The organism is Aeromonas sp. s5 (assembly GCF_040907865.1).
Classification (GTDB): domain Bacteria; phylum Pseudomonadota; class Gammaproteobacteria; order Enterobacterales; family Aeromonadaceae; genus Aeromonas; species Aeromonas dhakensis.
Window position 1 is genome coordinate 222,864 of record NZ_JBFOCO010000005.1, and the last position, 25,583, is coordinate 248,446.

The window sequence follows — 25,583 nt, forward strand, 5'->3', positions numbered from 1 at the left end:
AGAGACCCTTTGATGATTCTTTTGCATGGCATGGAGTGCCTTATGACGCGTACCCGATTTGATTGGCAAGACCCCTTCTTTCTCGATGGCCAGCTCGGCGAAGAGGAGCGGCTCATCCGCGACGCCGCCCGCGACTACTGCCAGGCGCGGCTGATGCCGCGGGTGCTGGAGGCCAACCGGCGCGAGCAGTTTGACCGCACCATCATGAACGAGCTGGGGGAGCTGGGGCTGCTCGGCGCCACCCTGCCGGAGCAGTACGGCTGCGCCGGGGTCAATCACGTGGCCTACGGTCTCATCGCCCGGGAGGTGGAGCGGGTCGACAGCGGCTACCGCTCGGCCATGAGTGTGCAATCCTCCCTGGTGATGCACCCGATCCACGCCTATGGCGACGAGGCCCAGCGCCAGCGCTGGCTACCGGGGCTGGCCCAGGGCGAGCTGGTGGGCTGCTTCGGCCTCACCGAGCCGGACGCGGGCTCGGATCCGGGCTCCATGAAGAGCCGCGCCGAGCGGGTCGACGGCGGCTATCTGCTGACCGGCAACAAGATGTGGATCACCAACTCTCCCATCGCCGATCTGTTCGTGGTGTGGGCCAAGCTGGATGGCGAGATCACCGGCTTCGTGCTGGAGAAGGGGATGGCCGGGCTCTCTGCCCCCAAGATCGAGGGCAAGTTCTCCCTGCGCGCCTCAATCACCGGCGAGATAGTGATGGAGCGAGTCTTCGTGCCAGAAGCGAACAGACTGGCGGGGGTGAGTGGCCTCAAGGGGCCGTTTGGATGTCTGAACAAGGCGCGCTACGGCATCGCCTGGGGGGCGCTCGGCGCCGCCGAGTTCTGCTGGCACGCCGCCCGCCAGTACGGGCTGGATCGCCAGCAATTCGGCCGCCCGCTGGCCGCCACCCAGCTGTTCCAGCTCAAGCTGGCCAACATGCAGACCGAAATTGCCCTCGGCCTGCAGGGCTGTCTGCAGGCCGGGCGCCTGATGGACGAGGGGTGCTGCCCGGTGGAGCTGGTGTCGCTCATCAAGCGCAACAGCTGCGGCAAGGCGTTGGAGATAGCCCGCGTCGCTCGCGACATGCACGGCGGCAACGGCATCAGCGACGAGTTTCACGTCATTCGCCACGTGATGAACCTGGAGGCGGTCAACACCTACGAGGGAACCCATGACATCCATGCCCTGATCCTGGGGCGGGCCCAGACCGATCTGCAGGCGTTTGAGTGATGGGGCCCCTTGCCGGCGTGCGCGTGCTGGATCTCAGCCGCGTGCTGGCCGGCCCCTGGGCCAGCCAGCTGCTTGCCGATCTCGGCGCCGATGTGGTGAAAGTGGAGGCCCCCGGGCGCGGTGACGATACCCGCCACTGGGGCCCGCCCGAGCTGGTGGCGGGGGAGGCGGCCTACTTTCACGCCGCCAACCGTGGCAAGCGCTCCATCGCCCTCGACCTGGCCCACGATCGCGAGACCCTGCTGGCCCTGGTGGAGCGGGCCGACGTGGTGATCGAGAACTTCAAGGTGGGGGGGCTGGCGCGCTTTGGCCTCGATTACCCTAGCCTCAAGGCCCGCCGTCCAGAGCTTATCTACTGCTCCATCACGGGGTTTGGCCAGGACGGCCCCTGGGCCCAGCGACCCGGTTACGATCTGCTGATCCAGGGGTTGGGCGGATTGATGAGCATCACCGGCCAGCCCGACGAGGCCCCCGGCGGCGGGCCGGTCAAGGTGGGGGTGGCGCTCGTCGACATCCTTACCGGCCTCTACGCCACCATCGGCATCCAGGCGGCCCTGCGTCACCGGGAGCGAACCGGGGAGGGGCAGCAGATCGATCTCGCCCTGCTCGACGTGTCGGTGGCGGTGCTGGCCAACCAGGCGATGAATTATCTCGCCACCGGTCAGGCGCCCGGACGCCTTGGCAACGGTCACCCCAATATCGTCCCCTACGACGTCTATCCCACCCGGGATGGCCATCTGATCCTGGCGGTGGGCAACGACGGCCAGTTTGCCGCCCTGGCGGCCCTGTTGGGGGAACCCGGGTGGGCGCAGGACCCCGACTTTGCAACCAACGCCGCCCGGGTGCGCCAGCGTCACCGGCTCAACGCCCTGATTGCCGAGCGGCTGCTGGCGCGCAGCAGCGCCGAGTGGAGTGCCATGCTGGAGGCGGCCGGGGTGCCGGGCGGCCCCATCCTCACCCTGGATGCGCTGTTTGCCCTCGAGCAGGGGGCGGTGCGCGGCTGGGTGCAGCAGGTGCAGCGCGGCGAGCAATCCTTGCCCACCCTGGCCAACCCGCTCCATCTGTCGGCCACTCCGGTGCGCTATGGGCGCGCCTCGCCGGCGCTGGATGGGGACCGGGATAGCGTGCTGCGCGACTGGCTCGGGCAGGGCTGAACCGGCCTTATCAGGTGGGGAGTCGCGTCTGTTCGGCGCCATGCACCTCTCTTCCATCCTCTGCCATCTCATCTGCCCCGGTGCTGGAGCCCGGGGCCGTCCCCCGTTATGATGCGCCCCGTCCATTCATCTGTTGAGGTACTTCCCATGGCACAACACATTGGCGCCCTGGCCCTGCTGGTGGCCGATTACGAGCAGGCCATCACCTTCTTTACCCAGGGATTGGGGTTCGAGCTGCTGGAAGACACCCCCCTCGACGAGCCGGGCAAACCGGGCAAGCGCTGGGTGCGGGTTGCCCCCAAGGGTGCCCCCGGTTCCGCCCTGTTGCTGGCGCGGGCGGCCACCCCGGAGCAGCGGGCCGCTATCGGCCAGCAGGGGGGCGGCCGGGTCTTCCTGTTCCTCGAGACTGACGACTTCTGGGGCGACTACCGGCGCATGCAGGCGTACGGTGTCCATTTTTGTGAACAGCCGCGCACCGAGCCTTACGGCACCGTGGTGGTATTCGAGGACATCAGTGGCAATCGCTGGGATCTGCTGCAACTCACTGCTGCCAACTGAATCTGAAAACGTTTATCATCCCGCCTGTCATAAAGTCATAAAAGTGTCACAGAAAGTTCTAATAATTGGCGCACCCATCTTCACAGAGGAGAGAGAAGGGATATGGCTAAGCGAATTCTGGTGGTCGAGGACGAAGCACCGATCCGCGAAATGCTCTGCTTCGTGCTCGAGCAGAAGGGATATGAAACAGTAGAAGCTGAAGATTTTGCCGACGGATTGGCGAAGGTGCGCGAACCCTACCCCGAACTCATCGTGCTGGACTGGATGATGCCAGGCGGCAGCGGTATCCAGTTCATCAAGCAGCTCAAGCAGGATGAGGTGACCCGCCAGATCCCGGTGGTGATGCTGACCGCTCGCGGCGAGGAAGAGGACAAGGTGCGCGGGCTGGAGGCGGGGGCCGATGACTACATCACCAAGCCGTTCTCCCCCAAGGAGCTGACCGCCCGCCTGCATGCGGTGATGCGTCGCGTCTCTCCCACCTCGGTGGACGAGGTGATCGAGGTGCAGGGGCTCAAGCTGGACCCTGTCTCCCACCGGGTCAGCGCCGAGGAGAAGGCCCTCGACATGGGGCCGACCGAATTCAAGCTGCTGCACTTCTTCATGACCCACCCGGAGCGGGTCTACAGCCGCGAGCAGCTGCTCAACAACGTCTGGGGTACCAATGTGTACGTCGAGGACAGAACCGTGGATGTGCATATCCGTCGCCTGCGCAAGGCCATTGAGGAGACGGGGCATGATCGCTTGATCCAGACGGTGCGCGGCGCGGGCTATCGCTTCTCAACCCGTCTCTAAGAGGCACTTATGTTGCAACCATACGCCTGGCGGCGCCAGTTGTGGCGAATGGCATTCTTCTATGCGCCCTTCGTCTTGGTCGGCTGGCTGACGGAGAGCCTGGCCCTGTGTCTGTTGCTGGCTACCGTCATGCACCTGGGCTGGCACTACCGTTTCCAGAAGCGGCTGTCAGACTGGCTGTGGCACGATCGCAGCCTGGTGCCTCCCAACGGCAGCGGCAGCTGGGAGTACATCTTCAACGGCATCTACAAGCTGCAGCAGCGCCACCGGGCCCGCCGTCGCGAGCTGGCGGGTCTGATCCGCCGCTTTCGGGAAGGGGCCGAGGCACTGCCCGATGCGGCCGTGGTGTTTCGCACCGACGGCAGTATCCTCTGGTGCAACCGGCTGGCGGAGCAGCTGCTCGGCTTTCGCTGGCCGGAAGACGCCGGTCAGCACATCGGCAACCTGATTCGCAATCCTGCCTTCGGCGCCTACCTAGGCAAGGGAGAGTATGACGAACCGTTCGAGATGACCTCGCCCATCAACGAGGAGAAGTTTCTAGAGTTTCGCATCATGCCCTATGCCGAGGATCAGGCCATGCTGGTGGTGCGGGACGTGACCCGGCTGCGCAGCCTGGAGAAGACCCGCAAGCATTTCGTCTCCAACGTCTCCCACGAGCTGCGCACCCCGCTCACCGTGCTCAAGGGCTATCTGGAGATGACTGAGGAGCCGCCGCCGCCCGCCATGTGGGCCAAGGCGCACAGGGTGATGATGGAGCAGACCATCCGCATGGACAACCTGGTCAATCAGCTGCTCACCCTGTCGCGCATCGAAGCGGCGCCCACCGTGGATCTCTCCCATCTGGTGGACATGCCCGCCATGCTGGGGCTGCTGGAGCAGGAGGCGCGGGCGCTCTCCGGCGAGCGGGCCCACCAGATCGAGTTCATGGTGCAGCCCAATCTGCTGGTGCGCGGCGATCAGGATCAGCTGCGCAGCGCCGTCTCCAACCTGGTCTACAACGCCATCCACTACACCCCGGCGGGGCGCAAGATCACGGTGGAGTGGCGCAAGCAGGGGACGATGGCGCTGTTTGCGGTGCAGGACGAGGGGGAGGGGATCCCGCCCGAGCACCTGGCGCGGCTCACCGAGCGGTTCTACCGGGTCGACAAGGCGCGCTCGCGGCACACCGGCGGCTCCGGGCTCGGCCTTGCCATCGTCAAGCATGCCCTGAGTCACCACGACTGCCAGCTCGACATCGAGAGTCGGGTCGGCCTTGGCAGCCGTTTCAGCTTCCTCATCCCCGCTCGCATGGTGGTGTTGAAATAAGCTTTTCAAGCAATGGGTTAGCAATGAAAAGAGGGCGGCGGTGGCGGCCCTCTTTTCATTTGGTCAAAAGCCTCGCCATGTCATTAAAGTGTCACATTAAATCCATAAATTTGTCACTGCCAGGTCAGATACTGGCGCCGTCTTGAGAACGGACCTGTGCCAGTGCGGCGCAGGGAGAGAATGAAACGCGACCGGCCGATCGCCCCACTCGGGATGCCACCACGTTTCGGCCTCAGATTGATGACTGCCTTCCACCGCCCCGGAGTCGGGCCAAAGAGGGCAGGGAATGATACTCAGCGCCCCGGTCGGATGACTGGCACTGAGCCAAGTTAACCCGTGTTTTGATGGACTGCGTTCTGCAACCTTGGAGAGATTGGATGAAACTCAACAAACTGGCTGGTGTAATCGGATTCACCGCAGCAACCCTGTTTTCCGTCAGCGCCCTGGCTGCCGGTGTGGATAAAAATCTGCCGGATTACACTCCGACCAGCGGCATCTCGGGCAACCTGTCCTCTGTCGGCTCGGATACCCTAGCCAACATGATGACCCTGTGGGCCGAAGAATTTAAGCGTATGTACCCCAACGTCAACGTGCAGATCCAGGCCGCCGGTTCCTCTACCGCGCCGACCGCGCTGACCGAAGGTGTCGCCCAGTTTGGCCCCATGAGCCGCGCCATGAAGTCCGGCGAGGAAGAGGCGTTCGAGAAGCGCTACGGTTACAAGCCGACCGCCATCCGCGTCGCGGTCGATGCCCTGGCGGTGTTCGTCAACAAGGACAACCCCATCAAGGGCCTGTCCATGCAGCAACTGGATGCCATCTTCTCCAGCACCCTCAAGTGCGGTGAAGCCAAGGCGGCCACCAAGTGGGCCGACCTGGGTCTGGACGGCTCCTGGTCTGGCAAGGATCTGCAACTGTTCGGTCGCAACTCTGTCTCCGGTACTTACGGCTACTTCAAAGAGCACGCCCTGTGCAACGGCGACTTCAAGAGCGGCGTGAACGAGCAGCCGGGCTCCGCCTCCGTGGTGCAGTCGGTCTCCTCCTCCCTGAACGGCATCGGCTACTCCGGCATCGGTTACGTCACCTCCGGCGTGCGCGCAGTGCCGCTCTCCAAGGATGGCAAGACCTTCATCGAAGCGACCTCCGACAACGCCATCACCGGCAAGTATCCGCTGTCGCGCTTCCTGTACGTCTACGTGAACAAGCACCCGAACAAGCCGCTCTCCCCGATGGAGCAAGAGTTCCTGAAGATGGTGCTCTCCAAGGCGGGTCAGAACATCGTCGCCAAAGATGGCTACGTACCGGTACCGGCCAAGGTGGTCGAAGCCGACCTGAAGAAACTGGGCATCATGTAAGCCGGTTTCCTCTGCCATACGGGCCCCGCGGGGCCCGTTTTCTTTTTGGGGCTGGCTGTGACCGCTTTCGCCGGACCGGGTGATTTGTCGACTTGCACCGGACGCCCGCATTTCCGAAAATAGGGCATCTTTATGGTGAAGGACACCTCCATGACATCTCCCCTGTTCAAGCTTGGCCTGGCGGCACTCTGTACGACCCTGCTCGCCAGCTGTGCCCAGTCTCCCACCGGTCGCAGCCAGATGCTGCTCTTCTCGCCCCAGCAGATGAGCAAGCTGGGGGCTGACTCCTTCGAGCAGATGAAGAAGCAGGAGAAGGTGAGCAAGGATGCCAGAGTGAATGCCTATGTCTCCTGCGTCGCCAAGGCGGTGACCGCCCAGGTGCCCGCCAGCTACGGCATCACCAACTGGGAAGTGGTGGTGTTTGACTCCAAGCAGGTGAACGCTTTCGCCCTGCCCGGCGGCAAGATCGGGGTCTACACCGGCCTGCTCAAGGTGGCCAAGAATCAGGATCAGCTTGCCACCGTCATTGGCCACGAGCTGACCCACGTGCTGGCCCAACACTCCAACGAGCGACTCTCTCGCAGCCAGCTGACCGGCCTTGGGCTGGCGGCGGCCGACATCGCCATGGGCAGCAGCGAATACCGCGGTGCCACCATGGCGGCGCTGGGGCTCGGGGTCGAGGTCGGCGTCATGCTGCCCTATGGTCGCGAGCAGGAGAGCGAGGCGGACAGGCTGGGGCTGGATCTGATGGCCCGCGCCGGTTTCAATCCGGCCGAAGCCATTCCGCTCTGGCAGAACATGAGCGCGGCCGCGGGCGGCAATGCGCCGCTCCAGCTGCTCTCCACCCACCCCAGTAACGAGAGCCGGATCGCCGAGCTGCAGGCCCAGCAGGCTGAGGCCGTGCCGCTCTATCAGCAGGCCCGCGCCTCCGGACTGGTGCCCCAATGCAAGGCATAAGCCTGCGCATGGCGCGGCCCGATGACGCCGCCGCCATGACGGTGATGCAGCGGGCCAGCTGGCTCGCCGCATATGGCGGCGTGCTCGGTACCGACATGCTGGCCCAGCTGGCGGTCACCGAGCACCTGCAGATCTGGCAGCGCCGGCTGGCGGAGACGGGCCCAAGGCCCATGCTGCTGTGCCAGGACGAGGTGGTCATCGGCCTGCTCTACTGGCAGCCGGAGCTGGCGGGGGAGTACCCCACCGCCTGGATCCGCGCCTTTTACCTGCATCCCGACCACTGGCGCCAGGGCCATGGCAAGCGGCTGTGGCAGGCGGTGGCGATGCAGATGCGGCGCGCCGGCTGTGAAGGCGTCAGATTGTGGCTGCTCGATGGCAACCACATAGGTGAGGGGTTTTATCTGCGCCGCGGCTTCGTCTTCGATGGCCAGGAGCGCACCCTGATGAGCCTCGGCCAGCCCTGCCTGCAGCGACAAATGTTTCGTTTGCTTTGATCTCTCTCCCGTTTTTCGCCCTCGGTCACTTTATTTTTTTTGCGAATTAATACAATGTCCCCCTCTGGACAGGCTGAGGTGAGGCGGCTCACCGACAAGGGAGTGTGGCATGTATTACGGCTTTGATATTGGTGGCACCAAGATAGCGTTTGCCGTCTATGACGGCGCCTTGAATCTCTGCCACGAGGAGCGCATGAGCACTCCCGGCAATGACTATCAGGGGCTGCAGCAACTCATTCGCGAGCGGGTCGAACAGGCGGATGCCCGTTTCGGCGCGCGCGGTGCGGTGGGCATCGGTTTTCCCGGCATTCTCAACCGGCACGACCACAGCATAGTGGCGGCCAATCTGCCCTCCATCAATGGTCGCCACCTGGGCGCCGATCTGGCCGAACTGCTGGGCAGACCGGTCAAGGTGGACAACGATGCCAACTGCTTCCTCTGGTCCGAGGTACATCAGGGGGCGGCGGCGGGTGCCGACAGCGCCCTCGGCGTCACCATAGGCACTGGCATCGGCGGCGCCGTCTATCTGGCGGGCAAGCTGATCCAGGGCCGCAACTGGCTGGCGGGGGAGATAGGCCACTACCCGCTGCCGGCCACCATGCTGATGAAGTACCCCGACCTGCCTCGTCCCCGTTGCGGCTGCGGTCGCCTGGTCTGTTTTGAAACCTATGCCTCCGGCACCGGGCTGGAGCGGCTCTATCACCACTTCCACGGCCAGCGTGCCAGCGGCCACCAGATAGTGGGGCGCTTCGAGGCGCACGAGCCCCATGCGGTGGCCGCGGTCGACTGCTGGCTCGAGATCATGGCCGCCGGGCTTGCCACCGCCATCTCGGTGGTCGACCCCGACGTGGTGGTGCTGGGGGGCGGCCTGAGCGGCCTGCCCGCGCTCTATGAGCAGTTGCCGCTGCGCCTGCCCGGTCACCTGCTGCCCGGGGTCGCCCTGCCCGAGATCCGCGAGGCCCGCTTCGGCGGCGCCGGCGGGGTGCGCGGGGCCGCCTTGCTCAATTTATGAGATCAGATCCGGGGTCTGATCTCCCCAATAAAGGAGTCCATCATGACCTCTCTTGAAATCTGTATCGACAACCTGGAATCCCTGTTCACCGCCCAGGCGGCCGGCGCCGATCGCATCGAGCTCTGCTCTGCGCTGGGGCTGGGCGGCCTGACCCCCTCCTATGGCTTCATGCAGCTGGCGGCGCGCCATGCCACCATTCCCGTCTACGCCATGATCCGGCCCCGGGCCGGCGATTTCTGCTTTGGCGAAGGGGAGTTCGAGATGATGCTGCAGGATATCGCGGCGGCCCGTGCCGCCGGCCTGCAAGGGGTGGTGGTCGGTCTGCTGGACGAGGAGGGACGGGTGCCTGCCGCCAGACTCGGCCAGCTGGTGGAGGCGGCGGGGCCCCTTGGCGTCACCTTCCACCGCGCCATCGACCTCTCCTCCGACTGGCGCCTCGACTTGGAGACCATAGTCGCCGCCGGCTGCGAGCGCATTCTGAGCTCGGGCCACGCGCCGACCGCGCTGGCGGGGCTCGAGACCCTGCAGGCGATGCAGCAGGCGCTGGCGGGGCGCGCCAGTCTGATGCCCGGTGCCGGGGTCAATGCCGACAACGTGCGTACCATCATCGAGTTTACCGGGGTGAGCGAAGTGCACATGTCCGGCATGGGTTGGCGCGGCGGCATGGTGCCCCATGGCGTCAACATGGGCACGTCGGACGATGGTCGGGTCAATATCACCGACGGCGCCAAGGTAGCGGCGGTGCGGGCTCTGCTGGACAAGGCCTGATACTGGCCGCACGGCGGCATGGTGTCTCGTCATGGGCGTCAACATGGGCACCTCGGACGACGGTCGGGTCAATATCACCGACGGCGCCAAGGTAGCGGCGGTACGGGCCCTGCTGGACATGGCCTGATACGGCTTGAATGTGAGCAGGGGTGATGGTGCTCTGTTTTGCTCCCTTCTCCCCTGGCGGGAGAAGGGGCGGGGATGAGGGGGCTGATGTGAGGCACCTCCCACCTGGGGGAAAAACCGGGGACAGGCCGGCAGCACCCGGTGCAAAAGTCTGATATTATCCCGTCTCTTTTACCCTCAGGACCCGGAGCAACTTCTCAATGTCCCAATACGACTCTATCGAACAGAAGGCCAGCTATGGCATCGGCCGCAACATGGGTGATCAACTGGCGCAGCAAGCCTTCGCCGGTCTGGATATCCCGGCCCTGCAGCAAGGTCTGGCAGATGCCCTGAATGGTCTGGAGTTCGCGGTCAGCCGTGACGATATCAACGATGCCTTCCAGGTCATCACTGCCCGCATGCAGGAAGAGCAGGAAGCCGTTGCCAAGGCTGCCGCCGCCGAAGGCGAAGCCTTTCTGGCCGACAACGCCAAGCGCGCCGAAGTGAAGACCACCGAATCCGGTCTGCAGTACGAAGTGCTGGTGGAAGGCAACGGTGCCGTACCGGTAGCCGGTCAGTCCGTGCGCGTGCACTACCACGGTACCTTCACCCACGGTGGCGTGTTCGACAGCTCCGTCGCCCGCGGCCAGCCGGCCGAATTCCCGGTTACTGGCGTGATCGCCGGCTGGGTAGAAGCGTTGCAACTGATGCCGGTTGGCTCCAAGTGGAAGCTCTACATTCCGCAGGATCTGGCCTACGGCGCACGCGGTGCCGGTTCCATCCCGCCCTACTCTGCACTGGTATTCGAAGTGGAGCTGCTGGACATCCTGTGATCCGGCTGGCTTGATTGATACAGACGGCGACCCTAGGGTCGCCGTCTGTTTTTTTGCGCCGCGCACGGCGGGGCATGGGCAGCGCCTGCGCTTTTGGATATAGTCATGGCTCCTGCTGGGAGAGCGCCCATGGCTGCCATCATTGAAGTCGTCGATCTCGTCAAGCACTTCCCCGGCGTCAAGGCGGTGGACGGGCTCAGCTTTGCAATTCCTGCCGGCAGCTGTTTCGGCCTGCTCGGCCCGAACGGGGCGGGCAAGACCACCACCATCGAACTGCTGGAGGGGATCCTCACCCCGGACAGCGGCCAGATCCTGTTCCACGGCGCCCCACGCGGCCCCGACTATCGCTCCCGCATCGGCATCCAGTTCCAGCACACGGCGCTGCAGGATTTCCTGACGGTGCGCGATACCCTGCGGCTGTTTGCCAGCCTCTACCCGGCCCCCTTGCCCCAGGCTCAGCTCATCGAGCTGTGTGCGCTGGGGGAATTCATCGATCGGGACAGCCGCAAGCTCTCCGGCGGTCAGCGGCAACGGCTGCTGCTGGCCTTGGCCCTGCTCGGCGACCCCGAGCTGCTGTTTCTGGATGAGCCCACCACGGGTCTCGATCCCCAGGCCCGTCACCACTTCTGGCAGCGCATCGAGGCGATCAAGGCGCAGGGCAAGACGGTGGTGCTTACCACCCACTACATGGACGAGGCCCAGCAGCTGTGCGATCAGATTGCCATCGTCGATCACGGCCATCTGCTCAGCCTGGATACCCCGGTCGCCCTGCTGGCCCAACACTTTGACGGCGTGCTGGTGCGCCTGGCGGCTCACCCGGCCCTCGCCAGTCTCGGCTACCCCCTGCGCCCGCTGGGCGAGCAGGTGGAGCTGAGCTGCCCCGACGTGGCGGACTTGCTACCACGGCTGCTGAGCCTGGGCGTGCCGCTGACCGGCATGCAGGTGCGCTCCCCCAACCTGGAGGATCTCTTCCTGAACCTGACCGGCCACAGCCTGCGGAGCGGCGCATGAAAGCTACCCCGTGGCACCCCGCAGGGGCGCCTGCCGGCATGCCGCTCCAGCCTGCCAGCCCAAGGAGCACCAGATGACGGGATCACTCAAGCGCATCGGGGCGCTCTTCTATGCCCGCAACCTGGAGTTCGTGCGGGATCGGGCCGCGCTGATCTGGAACCTGGCCTTTCCGCTGCTGCTGGTACTGGGGTTCACCCTCATCTTCTCCGGCCCACCCAAGCCGCTGGTGCAGATGGGCGTGGTGGGGGAGCTGCCTGCGGCCTATGCCCCACTACGCGCCGTGCCGCTGCTCAAGATCATCCCCTATGACGAGGAGGAGAAGGGCCGGCTCAAGGTGCGCCACCACCAGCTGGATCTGCTGCTCTCGCCCGGCACGGGCCGTTACTGGATCAACCCGGATGCCCCCCAGGGCGCCATGGCCGAGTATCTGCTGCGCCAGGCCGTGCCGGCGCCGCTGGTGCGGGAGACCCTGAGCGGGCGCGCCATTCGCTATGGCGACTGGCTGCTGCCCGGGGTGATCGGCATGAACCTGATGTTCTCCGGCCTGTTCGGGGTGGGCTTCGTCATCGTCCGTTACCGCAAGAACGGGGTGCTCAAACGGCTTGGGGCCACCCCGCTCTCGGCCGCCGAGTTTCTCTGCGCCCAACTGCTGTCGCGCATCCTGATCACCCTGGTGGTGAGCCTGCTGGTGTTTCTGGTGGCCTACTTTCTGCTCGGGGTGCCGCTGCTCGGCTCGGGCTGGCTGCTGCTGTTGATCGCCCTGCTGGGCGGGGCGGCCATGGCGTCCCTCGGCCTGCTGGTGGCGGCCCGCATCCAGAACGAGGAGCTGGCGAGCGGGCTACTCAACGTCATCAGCATGCCGATGATGTTCCTCTCCGGCGTCTGGTTCTCGCTGGAAGGAGCTCCCGCCTGGCTGCAGCAGCTGGCGGCCTGGCTGCCGCTCAGCCAGATCATCGCGGCGGCCCGCGCCGTCATGCTGGAAGGAGCAGGCTGGGCCGAGGTGGCTACGCCACTGGGCTGGGTCCTGCTGTTTACGCTCTGCTGCATCACCCTGGGCAGCGCCCTGTTCAAATGGAGTCACAGATGAAGCTATTGATGAAGTCACTGCCGCTGGTTGGCGGAACCCTGCTGGCCCTGCTGCTGAGTCTGCCGGCCAGTGCCGGCGCCATGCGCTGCAAGAATGCGCTGATCACCGAAGGGGACAGCACCGCCGAGATGCTGATCAAGTGCGGCGAGCCCATGCTGCGCGAGGAGCTGACCCGCAACGAGGAGAACCAGTTCGGCAACCTGGTGCAGGTGAAGTATGGGGAGCGCTGGACCTACAACTTCGGCAAGAACGAGTTCATGCGTTTCGTCACCGTGCGCAACGGGGTGGTCACCGACATCGAGAACGGCCCGCGCGGCAATTGATCCTGCCGACCGGATGCTGCGCGCCGAGTGCGGTGGTGTGGCTCCGGTCTCTTTCCGGCGTTTACGCCCCCGTTCCCACCTTTCATCCCTCTCTTCCGGTTGCCCGGTATTGGTTCATGCCCCCCAATAACGGGCCCTGTTGTTGGCAAAACGCGCCCGATAAATGCGTTGTCAGCGCGTTTTTCTGCCCCAATCCGGTGCGTCCGATTTTTTGCGAAAAATAATCCTCACATTATCGGGGGCTTGGAACCGTAGGCCATTTTGCGAATAAGGGTCTATTTTTAATTCTAAGAGTGCATATCGGCCCGTTGACCTATTTTGTGCTGCTGCACCAAGGTTGGGCCGGCTTGCACCGATTGACAGGTTTTTGAGCCGCTCGATAAGCTGTGAAAAAGCAGAGAAACGAAGGCATCTTGCCAGGTTCTGGTGCCTATTTGAATCAAACCACAGGGAAGCGTGAGATGAAGCAGATACACAAGGCAGGTATGGTGATGGTGCTGTCGCTGGTGGCAGCCAATGCATGGGCCGACGGCACCCTGGATGCCGTCAAGAAGAAGGGATTCGTGCAGTGCGGGGTGGGTGACGGCCTGCCTGGTTTCTCCAATCCGGATGCCAAGGGCACCTGGACCGGTCTGGACGTGGATGTGTGCCGCGCCGTGGCCGCGGCCGTGCTGGGGGATGCCGGCAAGGTGAAGTATGTCTCCCTCACCGCCAAGGAGCGTTTCACCGCCCTGCAATCCGGCGAGGTGGATCTGCTGTCGCGCAATACCACCTGGACCCTGACCCGGGACGGGTCGCTGGGTCTGACCTTTGCCGGGGTGAACTACTACGATGGCCAAGGCTTTCTGATCAAGCAGTCCCTCGGGGTGAAGAGCGCCAAGGAGCTCGACGGTGCCGCCGTCTGCATCCAGTCTGGCACCACCACAGAGCTCAACCTGGCGGACTATTTCCGCGCCAATGGCGGCATGAAATATACCCCTGTGGTGTTCGATACCTCGGATCAGACCGTCAAGGGGTTCGAGGCGGGCCGCTGTGATGTGCTGACCTCGGATCAATCCCAGCTCTATGCCCTCAAGATCAAGCTCAGCAAGCCGGCGGAGGCCATGGTGCTGCCTGAGGTGATCTCCAAGGAGCCGCTGGGGCCTGCCGTGCGCCAGGGTGACGATCAGTGGTTCAAGGTGGTGCGCTGGAGCCTCAACGCCATGCTCAACGCCGAGGAGGCCGGGGTCACCAGTGCCAACGTGGACGAGATGCTCAAGTCCACCAACCCGGATATCCGCCGTCTGCTGGGGCTGGAAGAGCCCAAGGGGTCGGTGCTCGGGCTGGATGACAAGTGGGCCTACAACATCGTCAAGCAGGTCGGCAACTATGGCGAATCCTTCGATCGCAACGTCGGTGCCGGTTCCCCCCTCAAGATCGAGCGCGGCATCAATGCGCTCTGGAACAAGGGTGGCCTGATGTACGCGCCGCCCATCCGCTGAATCGACAACAATCGGGGGGCAATGCCCCCCATTTCCCCTGGCTTTGTCGGAGTCATCCTCATGGCGTTACACGCATCAAACCATAGGAAGGAACAGGGCCGCTGGTGGTATGACGCCAAGGTGCGGGCATTGATCTTCCAGTGCCTGGCCATCGCGGTCGTGGTCGGCTTCCTGTTCTACATCATCCACAATGCCCTGACCAATCTGGCCACCCGTGGCATCACCACAGGCTTCGATTTTTTGGGCAACACGGCTGGCTTTGGCATACTGCAGAGCCTGATCCCCTATGACGAGACCTATACCTTCGGCCGTACCTTTCTGGTGGGGCTGCTCAATACCCTGCTGGTCTCCGTGCTCGGCATCCTGTTTGCCACCCTGCTCGGTTTCATGCTCGGGGTGGCGCGCCTGTCGCGCAACTGGCTGGTGGCCAAGATAGCGACCGTCTATATAGAGACGTTTCGCAACATCCCGCTGCTGCTGCAGATCTTCTTCTGGTACTTCTCGGTGCTGCGCACCCTGCCATCTCCGCGCCAGAGCGTGGATCTGGGGGGGCTCGCCTTCCTCAACGTACGGGGCCTCTATCTGCCCAAGCCCGTGTTCGAAGAGGGATTCGGTTACGTGCTCTTGGCCCTGCTGATCGCCGTGGTGCTGAGCTGGGGGTTGAGCCGCTGGGCACGGCGTCGCCAGGCCCTGACCGGCAGGATATTCCCGTTCTGGCGCAGCGTGGCCGCCCTGGTCATTCTGCTGCCGGCCGCCGCCTTCCTGCTGGCGGGCAGCCCGCTCAGCTGGAGCGTGCCAGCCCTGCAGGGGTTCAACTTCCGGGGCGGTCTGACGGTCTTGCCCGAGCTCGCGGCCCTCTTGCTGGCGCTGACCATCTACACGGCGGCCTTCATCGCGGAGATAGTGCGCTCCGGCATCATGGCCATCAGCAAGGGCCAGACGGAGGCGGCCTCCGCCCTCGGGCTCTCACCCGCCAAGACGCTGCGGCTGGTGATCATTCCCCAGGCGATGCGGGTCATCATCCCTCCCTTGACCAGCCAGTATCTGAACCTCACCAAGAACTCCTCGCTGGCCACGGCCATCGGCTATCCGGATCTGGTGTCTGTGTTCATGGGCACCACCCTCAACCAGACCGGGCAGGCCATCGAGGTCATCGCCATGACCATGGGGGTCTATCTCGTCATCAGTATCACCACTTCGCTGCTGATGAACATCTACAACCGCAGAATGACGCTGGTTGAGCGCTAGGGAGTAGTCATGTTCGTGAACGAATTGCAGGAGGCTCTGCCGCCTCCCAGCCATCGCCGGGGCCTGGTCGCCTGGCTCAGGCAGAATCTGTTTCCCAACTGGTGGAACGGCCTGCTGACCCTGGTGCTGGCTTATCTGCTGCTGCCGCTGATCTGGTCTGCCCTGGACTGGGCGCTGTTCTCGGCCACCTGGCAGGGGAGCAGCCGCGAGGCCTGCGGCCAGGGCGGCGCCTGCTGGATCTTCATCGAGAGCCGGCTGGGGCAGTACCTCTATGGCTTCTACCCGGCCGATCAGTACTGGCGCATCAACCTGACCTTCGCCGGCCTGGCGGTGTTGCTGGCCCTGCTCATCTGGCCCAAGACCCCGCGCAAGGGGTTGCTGGCGCTGTTCACCCTGCTGGTATTCCCTGTCATCGCCTTCTTCCTCATCCATGGCGGGGCTGGGCTGGAGGTGGTGGAGACGAACCGCTGGGGCGGGCTGATGCTGACCCTGGTGCTGGCGGTGGTGGGCATAGTGGTTGCGCTGCCGTTCGGCATCCTGCTGGCGCTGGGGCGTCGCTCCCACATGCCGGTCATCTCCAGCCTCTGCACCGTCTACATCGAGTTCTGGCGGGCGGTGCCGCTCATCACCGTGCTCTTCATGGCGTCAGTCATGCTGCCGCTGTTCATGAGTACCGAAGTGGAGCTCGACAAGCTGCTGCGGGCGCTCATCGGCATCATCCTGTTCCAGGCGGCCTATGTGGCCGAGGTGGTGAGAGGCGGGCTGCAGGCGATCCCCAAGGGGCAGTACGAGGCGGGGGAGGCCCTGGGGCTCTCCTATTGGAAGGTGATGGGGCTCATCATCATGCCGCAGGCCCTCAAGATCACCATCCCCTCGCTGGTGAACACCTTTATCTCCCTGTTCAAGGACACCAGCCTGGTGCTGATCATCGGGCTGTTCGATCTGCTGGCCATCTCCAAGGTGGCGCTGGCGGATCCGGCCTGGCTGGGGTATTCCACCGAGGCGTATGTCTTTATCGCCATGATCTTCTGGATGTTCTGTTTTGGCATGTCCCGCTACTCCATCTATCTGGAGCGCAAACTCAACACGGGCCACAAGCATTAGGAGTAGTTTCGAGATGAAAACGGACGCTGTCGTCGAACTGAAAGCAGTCAACAAGTGGTACGGTGAATTTCACGTGCTGCGCAACATCAACCTGCAGGTGGGCAGAGGGGAGAAGATCGTCATCTGCGGACCATCGGGCTCTGGCAAGTCCACCATGATCCGCTGCATCAACCGGCTGGAGGAGCACCAGAGCGGGGACATCCTGGTCAAGGGCACGGCCCTGACCTCGGATCTCAAGAACATCGAGGCGGTGCGCCGGGAGGTGGGCATGGTGTTCCAGCACTTCAACCTCTTCCCCCACCTGACCGTGCTGGAAAATTGCTGCCTGGCCCCCATCTGGGTCAAGCAGCTGCCGCGCAGGGAGGCCGAAGAGATCGCCATGAACTTCCTGCGCCGGGTGCGGATCCCGGAGCAGGCCCTGAAGTATCCGGGTCAGCTCTCCGGCGGTCAGCAGCAACGGGTCGCCATCGCCCGCAGTCTCTGCATGAACCCCCAGGTGATGCTGTTTGACGAACCCACCTCGGCGCTGGATCCCGAGATGGTGCGCGAGGTGCTGGACGTCATGGTGGAGCTGGCCCACGAGGGGATGACCATGCTCTGCGTCACCCACGAGATGGGGTTTGCCAAGCAGGTGGCGGATCGGGTGATCTTCATGGACCGGGGGCAGATCATCGAGGAGAACGTGCCGGATCAGTTCTTCGACAACCCTCAGTCGGATCGGACCAAGCTGTTCCTCTCCCAGATCCTGCAACATTGAGCCGCATGGGGGGATGTCGTCCATAAAAAAGCCCGCACTCTGGTGAGCGGCGGGCAAGTAGTAAAAGCATGGACGCAGACTACAAAACAGAAAGGACTATGGAAGTTACCCCAACAGCAGGGTGGTGTGGCGCAGGCCGCGAACCTCCAGATTGATCTGCCGGGCCAGACTCAGGGTCTGACGGCAGGTCAGGCTCTCCAGATTGATCTCGCCGCCGCTGAACTCGAACCGCCCGTGGGTCTCCACCATGAAGCTGCCGTGATGGAAGCTCTTGATGTAGCGGGCAATCTGGCGGGGAGACAAGTTCTTGAACACCTTCATCACAAAACACCTGTTGCGTGGACAGGGCACACTATGGCCTCGCCAGGTGACACGGATGTGACAATTTATGGAGGTTTGTATGAATCCGGTTTGCCGTCGGCGGCTGGCCGGGACGCAATTGAAAAAAGCTGCCATGACAAGCCGTTACCCCGATATACTGCGGTCACTTGGATGAATCAGAAGGGTCTGCGTGTGGAGTGGGTGGATGTGGTGGATGGAGAGAACCGGGTGATCGGCGTGGCCGAGCGGGCCAAGGTGCGGCGAGAGAACCTCTGCCACCGCGCCAGCTATATCCTGGTGCTCGACGAGGCTGACCGGATCCTGGTGCAGCGGCGTACCCTCTGCAAGGATTTCTGCCCTGGCATGCTGGACGCCTGCGCCGGCGGTGTGGTCACCACGGGCGAACAGATGGAACCCTCCGCCCGCCGCGAACTGGCCGAGGAGCTGGGCATCGAAGGGGTGCCGCTGCAGGGCTTTGGCACCTTCTATGCCGAAGGGGAGGGCTACCGGGTCTGGGGTGGCCTCTACAGCTGCCACTATCAGGGGCCGCTGCGGCTGCAAGCCGAAGAGGTGAGCGAGGTGTACTGGATGAGCCAGGCGGAGATAGCCGCGCGGGCTGCTGAATTCACCCCCGACTCTTTGCTCGCCATCGCCACCTGGCAGGCGCGGCGCTGAGCAGCGTTGTATGCAGAACGGGCAGCCACTGGCTGCCCGTTCTGTTTCTGGACGGATGGAACCTCATACCAGCCTGAGTCGCCGGTTGGTGCGCCCGCAGGGGCTGGCACCGGCGAGCCAGTGGCCCTGCCACTCGGTCACCAGGCGCAGCAGCGGGTACTCCAGATCGAGCCGGGTCACCACCAGCTGGCCGACGGCGTCTCCGATGACCGGCTCACCGCTGGCCAGATCGATGATCTCGACCAGACAGTTCTCGTTGACGATGAACCCCTGGCCGGGCTGGCTCTCGTAGGCGATCACCCCGGCATCCTGCAGCAGCAGACAGTTGAGCGCGCGGATGCCGTGCACCGCCTGCAGCGGCCGGGTGTCGGGGTGGGACGATTCGCACAGCAGGGCGCAGCGCAGGCTGTCGCTCGGCACCTCGGCCCGCTCTGCCGCCTCCAGCAGATCCAGCAGCACCGCCAGCGGTCCGACGAAGCCGGTTGGTTCAAAGCGTTGCAACGCCTCCAGCTGGCGGCGGGTATCGTGGGGGCCGCAGGGCACCACCGGGCTCCCCAGCTGGCGGGCGCCGTTGTCGAAGATGAAGGCGGTGGGGCTGATGTGATAGTCGTGACCGTTGAGCAGCACCTCCCCGGCCTTGAAACCGGCGGCGAACAGGGCCCGCGCAGCCCCCCACCAGTCGGCCCCGGCATATTCGGGAATGGCCAGCTGGCCGGGGCAGGCAAACACCCGCAGCGCTTGGCTGGCGGGGCGGCCGGTAAGGCCGGCAAAGGGCGGGTGGGCCTGCTGGGCGGCGAACAGCTCGCCTGCATTGAGCAGGGGCAGGCTGGCCAACTCCCCCAGATCCTGCAGGCGGCGCTGGCGGTAGGCGCTGGAGTAACCGGTACAATACTGGCCGACATGGGCAAGCAGGTGGTTGAGCTGATCCAGCTGCTGCTGCTCGCGCAGGGGGGAGGGGCGAATTTCCAGTCCATCGTAATAGTGCTGCATGAAGCCTCCTTGGTCGGCTGATCCTGCTCAAGGTTAGTTCAAATGATCCCGCTAAAGGGGGGCCTGTGTCACAGCTCGGTCGTGGGGTAGACTGGGGCTCCTTCCCTCCACTTAAGGATGAGCACAATGATTGCGATGGGTCAGACCCTGCCTGCGGGCGAATTCACCTTCATCACCCCAGAGGGGAAACAGCAGCGGGATAGCCACAGCCTGTTTGCCGGCAAGCGGGTGGTGCTGTTTGCGGTGCCCGGCGCCTTTACCCCCACCTGTTCCAACGCCCATCTGCCGGGATACGTGGTGCTGGCCGATCGATTCAAGGCCAAAGGGGTGGATGCCATCTGCTGCCTGTCGGTCAACGACGCCTTCGTGATGAAGGCGTGGCAGGATGCCCAGAACGCCGCTGCCATCACCATGTTGGCGGACGGTGACGGTAGCTGGACCCGGGCCATGGGGCTGGCCAAGGAGACCGGTGCCTTTGGCGGCGTGCGCGCTCAGCGCTTTGCCCTCATCGCCAATGACGGCGTGGTGGAGCGCCTCTTCGTGGAGGCGCCGGGCAAGTTCGAGGTGTCGGATGCCGAGAGCCTGCTGGCGGCGCTGTGAAAGATTAATCGCCGTTTGATTTCATCTTGAAATAGCAAGGCGGCCCGTTACACTGTTGCCGCGTTTGGATGGAGCCAGGCAAGTTGCCTGGCTCTCGTGTTTGCCGTGGATGAGATAGAAAAATATGACCCTGGCTTTTGTTGCCCTGATTGCCGGACTGGCGTTGCTGGTCTGGAGTGCCGACAAGTTCGTGGACGGTGCCGCCGCCACTGCCCGTTATGCCGGTATGCCGCCGCTGCTGATCGGCATGGTGATCATCGGTTTTGGTACCTCGGCCCCTGAAATGGTGGTCTCCGCGCTGGCGGCTTCCCAGGGCAACCCCGGGCTCGCGCTCGGCAATGCTTATGGCTCCAACATCACCAATATCGCCCTTATTCTCGGCTTGACGGCCCTGATCAGCCCCATCGCCGTAGCCTCCCAGGTGGTGCGCAAGGAGATCCCCATCCTGCTCGGTATCACCCTGCTCTCCGGCGCCCTGTTGCTGGATGGTCGCCTGGATCGCACGGACGCCGCCATCCTCGGCGTGGTGTTCCTGGCGCTGATGGGCTGGTCCATCTGGGCCGGCATGCGCGGCAAGGGGGATGCGCTGGATGCGGAGACCGAGGAGAGCATCGACAGCGAGGGCATGTCCCTCAAGCTGGCCCTGTTCTGGCTGGTGGTCGGGCTGGTGCTACTGATCGGTGCCTCCCGCCTGCTGGTGTGGGGGGCGGTGACCATAGCCCAGGGCTTTGGCATCAGCGATCTGGTGATTGGTCTCACCATCGTCGCCATCGGCACCTCGCTGCCGGAGCTGGCCTCTTCGCTTATCGCCATTCGCAAGAACGAGCATGATCTGGCCCTTGGCAACGTGCTCGGCTCCAACCTGTTCAACACCCTGGCGGTGGTCGGGATCGCGGCCGGCATTCACCCGCTGGACGTGGCACCTGAAGTGCTCTCCCGCGACTGGAGCCTGATGATGGGGTTGACCCTGTTGCTGCTGGTGATGTGCCTGGGCCGCAAGGGACAGGGGCGCATCAACCGGCTGGAGGGGGGCGTGCTGCTCGCCTGCTTCGTCGCCTACACCGGCTGGCTGCTGACCAGCCAGTTTATCTGACGATTCGCCAGACCATAGCAAGAAGGGGGAAGCATCGGCTTCCCCCTTCTGTTTTTGGCGCAGGTCTGTCAGGCCACGGCAACCATCTTCTGCCCTTTCTGGCTGCTGTCCAGAATGAGGATGTTCGCCTTGGGGAAGAAGTTGAAGGTGGAGGCCGATGCCCAGGTGTAGGCCCCCATCACCCGGCCCACCACCAGCTCGCCGATGGCCAGATCAGGCAGCATGATGCCGTCGCGGATCACATCCACGCTGTCGCAGGTCGGGCCGGAGAGCACAGAGTTGTGCAGCTCGCCGCGAGCCAGCGGGGTGCTCACCGGGTAGGTGACGTGGTCATAGAGCTGGCCGTTGTAGCTGCCGTAGAGACCGTCATCCAGGTAGTACCAGATCTTGTCGCCGCGATGGGCCTTGCCCATCACGCTGGATACCGAGGTCATGGCCGGCGCGCTGATGAAGCGGCCCGGCTCGGCAATCTTCTGCACCGTGGCCGGCAGCTTGGCCAGCGCCTCGCGGATCGGCGCGCAGAAGCCGTCGATGTCGAACTCGCCGCCCTCATAATCTACCGGGAAGCCGCCGCCGATATCCAGTACCCAGGGCTTGAGGCCGAGCTCCCAGGCCTGCTCCATGATCTCGCGGCAGGCGTCGATGGCCTGCACGTGGCGACGGGCGTGGGGCACCTGGGAGCCGACGTGGAACGACAGCCCCATCACCTTGATCCCCTTGGCGTGGGCCAGCTGCAGCAGCGGCAGCGCCTGCTCCGGAGTGCAGCCGAACTTCTTGGAGAGGTCGACCTTGGTCTCGGGATTGGGGAAGCTGACCCGCAGCAGCAGTTTCACCTCGTCCTTGTAGGGGAGGAACTTCTCCAGCTCCAGCGGGTTGTCGTAGACAAACACGGTGCAGCCGTACTCCAGCGCATAGCGGATGTCGCTGTCGCGCTTGATGGGATGGGTATGAATGCAGCGCCCCGGGCGGACACCCTGACTGCGCACCAGATCCACTTCGCCATTGGTGGCCAGATCGAAACAGGCCCCCTCTTCCTTCAAGACAGAGACCACTGCCTCGTGGGGCAGGGGTTTGAGTGCATAGTGCAATCGTACATCGGGCAGGGCGGCGGCCAGGGCCCGATACTGTTTGCGGACGGCTGCCTTGTCGAGCAGCAGCAGGGGGGAGCCGAATTGTTCAACCAGCTGACGGTAATCTTGTGCAACCAGGGTCTCGTTCATTCTCTTTTGGTCATCCTTAGGGGGCGTGATATGCCCAAGCCATATGCGATTGAACCGGCGACGGCCGGCTCAGGCGAGCGGTCCGGGGGGACCAACCAGGCACACTGCATAACTTCCTTGCGAAGTGCTTAGTTATGCGCGGGATTATCGGCTTATTGCGTTTGTGTGCAACCCTTTTGATTGGATATGTCGGCAAGTTTTTCTGGTCGAGACGAAAGATCATCTTGATATGGCCCATGTTTCGACTAGCAAGCGGCAGGTTGTGCAGGCAACCTTGTCTAACGTATTGATAGTTAACGAACAAATAACATTCGGCCCCAGCCTGGCCAGAATCGAAAAAAATCGGCGACGAGGGGGCGCGAGTGGGAGACAGCTCACACTTTTTGGATTACCATGCCCGCTTCCTAATCCAAACTAGTTCGGATGAAGGTAGCAGGAGAGCGATGGGCAACCATCCACCGAAGAAGTGAATCTTTCAGGTACCGGGCAACCGGTGTGGACTGCTACTGGACGATACTCTGGAGAGACCCGTTGAATCGGGCGCCGAAGGAGCAAGGCACCGTGATTGCATCGCAATCTGGCGCCGGAAACTCTCAGGCAAAAGGACAGAGGGGATGGGATGGTTGTACCTGAGCTTGAAACTGTTCACGGTCTGTAACGAGAGGTCGTCAGCAAGGTAAAGAGCAGCGCAGGAACCGGAGTGTATGTGAATACATGAGGCTTTCGAGCAGCGCATGAGCCTTGATCACGGCCTCGCAGCAAGAGTGTGAACACGTTTTTTGCCCGCATCCGATCGCCTCTGGCCGATCGCGACACCTATGGGAAGATCATCCTTCTCCTCCTTAATTTCTGTTTCTTAAGGAGGATGCATGTCATCAATTCAATCGGCGCTCGCCGCCATCGATAGCTTTATCTGGGGTCCACCCCTGCTGATCCTGCTGGTCGGGACCGGCGTCTACCTCACTCTGCGTCTGGGTCTGCTTCAGGTCGTGCGTTTGCCGCTCGCCCTGCGTCTGGTTTTTGGCCGCGATCAGGGTCAGGGCAAGCAGGGGGATGTTTCCAGCTTCGGCGCGCTCTGCACCGCCCTCTCCGCCACCATAGGCACCGGCAACATCGTCGGGGTCGCCACCGCCATCAAGCTGGGCGGCCCGGGCGCCCTGTTCTGGATGTGGATGGCCGCCCTGTTCGGCATGGCCACCAAGTACGCCGAGTGCCTGCTGGCGGTGAAATATCGCCAGCAGGACGCCAACGGCCAGATGGCAGGCGGCCCCATGTACTACCTGGAGAAGGGGCTCGGCTCCAAGGTGCTGGCCAAGCTGTTCGCCCTGTTTGGCATCGGCGTCGCCTTCTTCGGCATCGGCACCTTCCCCCAGGTCAACGCCATCAGTGATGCCATGAGCCTCTCCTTCTCGGTGCCCCGGGAAGTGACCGCCGTGCTGCTGACCCTGATCGTGGCACTGGTGACCCTGGGGGGGATCAAGTCCATCTCCAGCGTGTCGAGCAAGGTGGTGCCCTTCATGGCCATCTTCTACATCGTTGCCTGCCTCGGCGTGCTGGTGAGCAATGCCGCCGCCCTGCCGGATGCGGTGGCGCTGGTGCTGCAGAGCGCCTTCACCGGCCATGCGGCCACCGGTGGCTTCGTCGGTGCCGGCATCATGCTGGCGATCCAGTCCGGGGTGGCGCGCGGGGTTTTCTCCAACGAGTCGGGACTGGGTTCTGCCCCCATCGCGGCGGCGGCGGCCAAGACCGATTCCTGCGTGGAGCAGGGGCTGGTCTCCATGACCGGCACCTTCATCGACACCATCATCATCTGCACCATGACCGGCCTGACCCTGGTGGTGACCGGGGTGTGGAGCGGCGATGCGAGCGGCGCGGCCATGACCAGTCTGGCCTTCGCCCAGGGGCTCGATGCCCATGTCGGCCAGTATCTGGTGAGCATTGGCCTCCTGTTTTTCGCTTTTACCACCATCCTTGGCTGGAACTACTACGGCGAGCGCTGCACCGAGTACCTGTTCGGGGTGAAGGCGATCAAGCCCTACCGCCTGGTCTACCTGGTGCTGGTGGCGTGCGGCGCCTTCCTGCATCTGGACATGATTTGGCTCTTGGCCGACATCGTCAACGGCCTGATGGCGGTGCCCAACCTCATCGGCCTTATCGGCCTGCGCCACGTGGTGATTGCCGAGACCCGCGCCTACTTCAGCCGGGACAGCGATACGGAGTCCGAGCCCGAGCCGCAGACGGCCTGATGCCACGGCCATCCATTCAAAACGAAAAGCCACGACCCGGGTCGTGGCTTTTTCTATGGGTGCTTTTATGAGGGAAGTAGGCTGCTGCAGCCTAGCTGCAGGGCCTGTGCTCACTCCTTGCTCAGCAGCGCGGTGAGCCGGGCTTTCACCCTCTCTACCAGCTCGCCCTCGCGCCCTGGCCAATCGATGGCTTGTGCGATGGTGGTGGAGGTGCCCGGCAGAAAGCGCAGCTCGCCACCCGCCAGCTCGTAGAAGCGGCTCGCCATCCGGGTGCCTTCGTCCACGTCGCCGGCCACCAGCAGCATGGCCTGGGCCAGCACAGCGCCGTGGTGATCCTGACCCGGCGCCAGCCAGCGCTGGGCGGTGCCGGTCACCTTGCGACCCCCGATCACCAGATTGTACTGGCCGTCGCAAAACGAGCCGAGCACGAAGTCATAGCTGCCTGCGAGACCGTATTCCCCCAGCAGGGCGAGCAGCGGTGCCCCTAGCAGCCGGTAGTAGTGAGCGAGATCCGTGGTGGTGCGAGGCAGCATGAGCGACAGATTGAGGATGCCGGCGCCGTGGGGCACGGCGGTGCCGCCGCTGTCGCGCACATGCACGGGCCAGCCCTCGGCGGCAAGCTGCTCGCAGGCGGCCTGGTAGCGGGGCAAGCGGGTGTCCTTGCGGGTGACGATAAGGCTCTGGGGCGCCTGCCAGAGGTGGGCGAGGGGCTGGCGGTCATGGGCACACTCTCGCAGCCAGCGCTGCTCCTCGGCCAGGATCTGATCCGGGGTGTGGTTGCTGGGCAGAGGGGGAAGCAGGGTATAGGGCATGAAAGGCATCCTGAGCAGAGGCTGCCAAGCACACTACCCGTGGCGGCTGGCAAGGTAAAGCCCCGCA

26 protein-coding genes, 1 pseudogene and 1 riboswitch are annotated in these 25,583 nt (G+C 63.8%); of the genes and pseudogenes, 23 read left to right on the top strand and 4 right to left on the bottom strand.

Features of this window, described 5'->3' with window-relative positions:
• The first annotated feature begins 42 nt into the window (after nucleotides 1-42).
• The 19 genes and pseudogenes from AB5Y94_RS02150 (at nucleotide 43) to AB5Y94_RS02240 (ending at nucleotide 17,559) form a co-directional block, all read left to right on the top strand.
• The gene (locus AB5Y94_RS02150) at nucleotides 43-1,218 is read left to right on the top strand and encodes an acyl-CoA dehydrogenase (RefSeq protein WP_368204629.1); all 1,176 of its coding nucleotides are present in this window, start codon (nucleotides 43-45) and stop codon (nucleotides 1,216-1,218) included.
• Entirely contained in the window at nucleotides 1,218-2,372 is a 1,155-nt protein-coding gene (locus AB5Y94_RS02155) for a CaiB/BaiF CoA transferase family protein (RefSeq protein WP_368204630.1), read from the top strand. Before AB5Y94_RS02150 ends, AB5Y94_RS02155 begins: the two co-directional genes overlap by 1 nt.
• A gap of 147 nt (nucleotides 2,373-2,519) precedes the next feature.
• Nucleotides 2,520-2,930 carry a VOC family protein gene (locus tag AB5Y94_RS02160; protein WP_005298523.1) on the top strand — a complete coding sequence of 137 codons (411 nt, stop codon included), beginning with the start codon at nucleotides 2,520-2,522 and terminating at the stop codon, nucleotides 2,928-2,930.
• A 102-nt stretch (nucleotides 2,931-3,032) separates the two neighbouring features.
• On the top strand, nucleotides 3,033-3,722 hold the full coding sequence (phoB, locus tag AB5Y94_RS02165; RefSeq protein ID WP_005298527.1) for a phosphate regulon transcriptional regulator PhoB: 690 nt from the start codon (nucleotides 3,033-3,035) through the stop codon (nucleotides 3,720-3,722).
• A gap of 9 nt (nucleotides 3,723-3,731) precedes the next feature.
• Nucleotides 3,732-5,027, top strand: coding sequence for a phosphate regulon sensor histidine kinase PhoR (gene phoR, locus AB5Y94_RS02170; RefSeq protein WP_005298529.1), 1,296 nt, complete (start codon nucleotides 3,732-3,734; stop codon nucleotides 5,025-5,027).
• A 377-nt stretch (nucleotides 5,028-5,404) separates the two neighbouring features.
• Nucleotides 5,405-6,379: a PstS family phosphate ABC transporter substrate-binding protein gene (locus AB5Y94_RS02175; RefSeq protein ID WP_005298532.1), complete on the top strand. Its 975-nt coding sequence runs from the start codon at nucleotides 5,405-5,407 to the stop codon at nucleotides 6,377-6,379.
• Between the two features lie 150 nt (nucleotides 6,380-6,529).
• The gene (locus AB5Y94_RS02180) at nucleotides 6,530-7,336 is read left to right on the top strand and encodes a M48 family metallopeptidase (protein ID WP_368204632.1); all 807 of its coding nucleotides are present in this window, start codon (nucleotides 6,530-6,532) and stop codon (nucleotides 7,334-7,336) included.
• A complete protein-coding gene (locus AB5Y94_RS02185; protein ID WP_017783481.1) occupies nucleotides 7,324-7,830 on the top strand; it encodes a GNAT family N-acetyltransferase in 507 nt (168 codons plus the stop codon). Before AB5Y94_RS02180 ends, AB5Y94_RS02185 begins: the two co-directional genes overlap by 13 nt.
• A 109-nt stretch (nucleotides 7,831-7,939) precedes the next feature.
• Nucleotides 7,940-8,842: an ROK family protein gene (locus tag AB5Y94_RS02190; RefSeq protein WP_019839095.1), complete on the top strand. Its 903-nt coding sequence runs from the start codon at nucleotides 7,940-7,942 to the stop codon at nucleotides 8,840-8,842.
• A 42-nt stretch (nucleotides 8,843-8,884) separates the two neighbouring features.
• Complete coding sequence (locus AB5Y94_RS02195) at nucleotides 8,885-9,610, top strand: copper homeostasis protein CutC (RefSeq protein ID WP_368204633.1); 726 nt, start codon at nucleotides 8,885-8,887, stop codon at nucleotides 9,608-9,610.
• Nucleotides 9,611-9,644: 34 nt separating this feature from the next.
• Nucleotides 9,645-9,737 (top strand): annotated as a pseudogene (locus AB5Y94_RS02200) (copper homeostasis protein CutC); the annotation flags it as partial.
• 199 nt (nucleotides 9,738-9,936) lie between these two features.
• Entirely contained in the window at nucleotides 9,937-10,548 is a 612-nt protein-coding gene (locus AB5Y94_RS02205; RefSeq protein WP_005298548.1) for an FKBP-type peptidyl-prolyl cis-trans isomerase, read from the top strand.
• 129 nt (nucleotides 10,549-10,677) lie between these two features.
• Entirely contained in the window at nucleotides 10,678-11,559 is an 882-nt protein-coding gene (locus tag AB5Y94_RS02210; protein WP_017783484.1) for an ABC transporter ATP-binding protein, read from the top strand.
• A gap of 73 nt (nucleotides 11,560-11,632) precedes the next feature.
• Complete coding sequence (locus AB5Y94_RS02215; RefSeq protein ID WP_368204634.1) at nucleotides 11,633-12,646, top strand: ABC transporter permease; 1,014 nt, start codon at nucleotides 11,633-11,635, stop codon at nucleotides 12,644-12,646.
• Nucleotides 12,643-12,969 carry a DUF2845 domain-containing protein gene (locus AB5Y94_RS02220; RefSeq protein WP_010634719.1) on the top strand — a complete coding sequence of 109 codons (327 nt, stop codon included), beginning with the start codon at nucleotides 12,643-12,645 and terminating at the stop codon, nucleotides 12,967-12,969. The genes AB5Y94_RS02215 and AB5Y94_RS02220 overlap by 4 nt, the downstream gene beginning before the upstream one ends.
• Before the next feature lie 461 nt (nucleotides 12,970-13,430).
• Entirely contained in the window at nucleotides 13,431-14,450 is a 1,020-nt protein-coding gene (locus AB5Y94_RS02225; RefSeq protein ID WP_005298555.1) for an amino acid ABC transporter substrate-binding protein, read from the top strand.
• Nucleotides 14,451-14,510: 60 nt separating this feature from the next.
• Complete coding sequence (locus AB5Y94_RS02230) at nucleotides 14,511-15,698, top strand: amino acid ABC transporter permease (RefSeq protein WP_368204635.1); 1,188 nt, start codon at nucleotides 14,511-14,513, stop codon at nucleotides 15,696-15,698.
• 9 nt (nucleotides 15,699-15,707) lie between these two features.
• Complete coding sequence (locus tag AB5Y94_RS02235) at nucleotides 15,708-16,802, top strand: amino acid ABC transporter permease (RefSeq protein WP_042006542.1); 1,095 nt, start codon at nucleotides 15,708-15,710, stop codon at nucleotides 16,800-16,802.
• A 13-nt stretch (nucleotides 16,803-16,815) separates the two neighbouring features.
• Nucleotides 16,816-17,559 carry an amino acid ABC transporter ATP-binding protein gene (locus AB5Y94_RS02240; RefSeq protein WP_005298561.1) on the top strand — a complete coding sequence of 248 codons (744 nt, stop codon included), beginning with the start codon at nucleotides 16,816-16,818 and terminating at the stop codon, nucleotides 17,557-17,559.
• 105 nt (nucleotides 17,560-17,664) lie between these two features.
• On the opposite strand, the gene AB5Y94_RS02245 is transcribed toward AB5Y94_RS02240, so the two are convergent.
• Nucleotides 17,665-17,880, bottom strand: coding sequence for a DUF1107 domain-containing protein (locus tag AB5Y94_RS02245; protein ID WP_005298562.1), 216 nt, complete (start codon nucleotides 17,878-17,880; stop codon nucleotides 17,665-17,667).
• Between the two features lie 171 nt (nucleotides 17,881-18,051).
• On the opposite strand from AB5Y94_RS02245, the gene yfcD reads away from it, so the two are divergent.
• Nucleotides 18,052-18,555, top strand: coding sequence for an NUDIX hydrolase YfcD (gene yfcD, locus AB5Y94_RS02250; RefSeq protein ID WP_017765756.1), 504 nt, complete (start codon nucleotides 18,052-18,054; stop codon nucleotides 18,553-18,555).
• 63 nt (nucleotides 18,556-18,618) lie between these two features.
• Here the strand turns inward: yfcD and AB5Y94_RS02255 are convergent, their stop codons facing one another.
• On the bottom strand, nucleotides 18,619-19,545 hold the full coding sequence (locus AB5Y94_RS02255) for a phenylacetate--CoA ligase family protein (RefSeq protein ID WP_010634714.1): 927 nt from the start codon (nucleotides 19,543-19,545) through the stop codon (nucleotides 18,619-18,621).
• A 126-nt stretch (nucleotides 19,546-19,671) separates the two neighbouring features.
• Here AB5Y94_RS02255 and AB5Y94_RS02260 point away from each other — a divergent pair, with 126 nt between their 5' ends.
• Together AB5Y94_RS02260 and AB5Y94_RS02265 are read left to right on the top strand one after the other, a co-directional pair.
• The gene (locus AB5Y94_RS02260; RefSeq protein ID WP_368204637.1) at nucleotides 19,672-20,145 is read left to right on the top strand and encodes a peroxiredoxin; all 474 of its coding nucleotides are present in this window, start codon (nucleotides 19,672-19,674) and stop codon (nucleotides 20,143-20,145) included.
• A gap of 124 nt (nucleotides 20,146-20,269) precedes the next feature.
• Nucleotides 20,270-21,238 carry a calcium/sodium antiporter gene (locus AB5Y94_RS02265; protein WP_005298570.1) on the top strand — a complete coding sequence of 323 codons (969 nt, stop codon included), beginning with the start codon at nucleotides 20,270-20,272 and terminating at the stop codon, nucleotides 21,236-21,238.
• A 68-nt stretch (nucleotides 21,239-21,306) separates the two neighbouring features.
• Here the strand turns inward: AB5Y94_RS02265 and AB5Y94_RS02270 are convergent, their stop codons facing one another.
• Nucleotides 21,307-22,458: a type III PLP-dependent enzyme gene (locus AB5Y94_RS02270; protein WP_005298572.1), complete on the bottom strand. Its 1,152-nt coding sequence runs from the start codon at nucleotides 22,456-22,458 to the stop codon at nucleotides 21,307-21,309.
• 508 nt (nucleotides 22,459-22,966) lie between these two features.
• A riboswitch (glycine riboswitch) is annotated at nucleotides 22,967-23,077 on the top strand.
• A gap of 250 nt (nucleotides 23,078-23,327) precedes the next feature.
• On the opposite strand from AB5Y94_RS02270, the gene AB5Y94_RS02275 reads away from it, so the two are divergent.
• Nucleotides 23,328-24,704, top strand: coding sequence for a sodium:alanine symporter family protein (locus AB5Y94_RS02275; RefSeq protein WP_005298574.1), 1,377 nt, complete (start codon nucleotides 23,328-23,330; stop codon nucleotides 24,702-24,704).
• A gap of 110 nt (nucleotides 24,705-24,814) precedes the next feature.
• On the opposite strand, the gene AB5Y94_RS02280 is transcribed toward AB5Y94_RS02275, so the two are convergent.
• Nucleotides 24,815-25,516 carry a protein ligase gene (locus AB5Y94_RS02280; RefSeq protein WP_368204638.1) on the bottom strand — a complete coding sequence of 234 codons (702 nt, stop codon included), beginning with the start codon at nucleotides 25,514-25,516 and terminating at the stop codon, nucleotides 24,815-24,817.
• Nucleotides 25,517-25,583 lie beyond the last annotated feature (67 nt).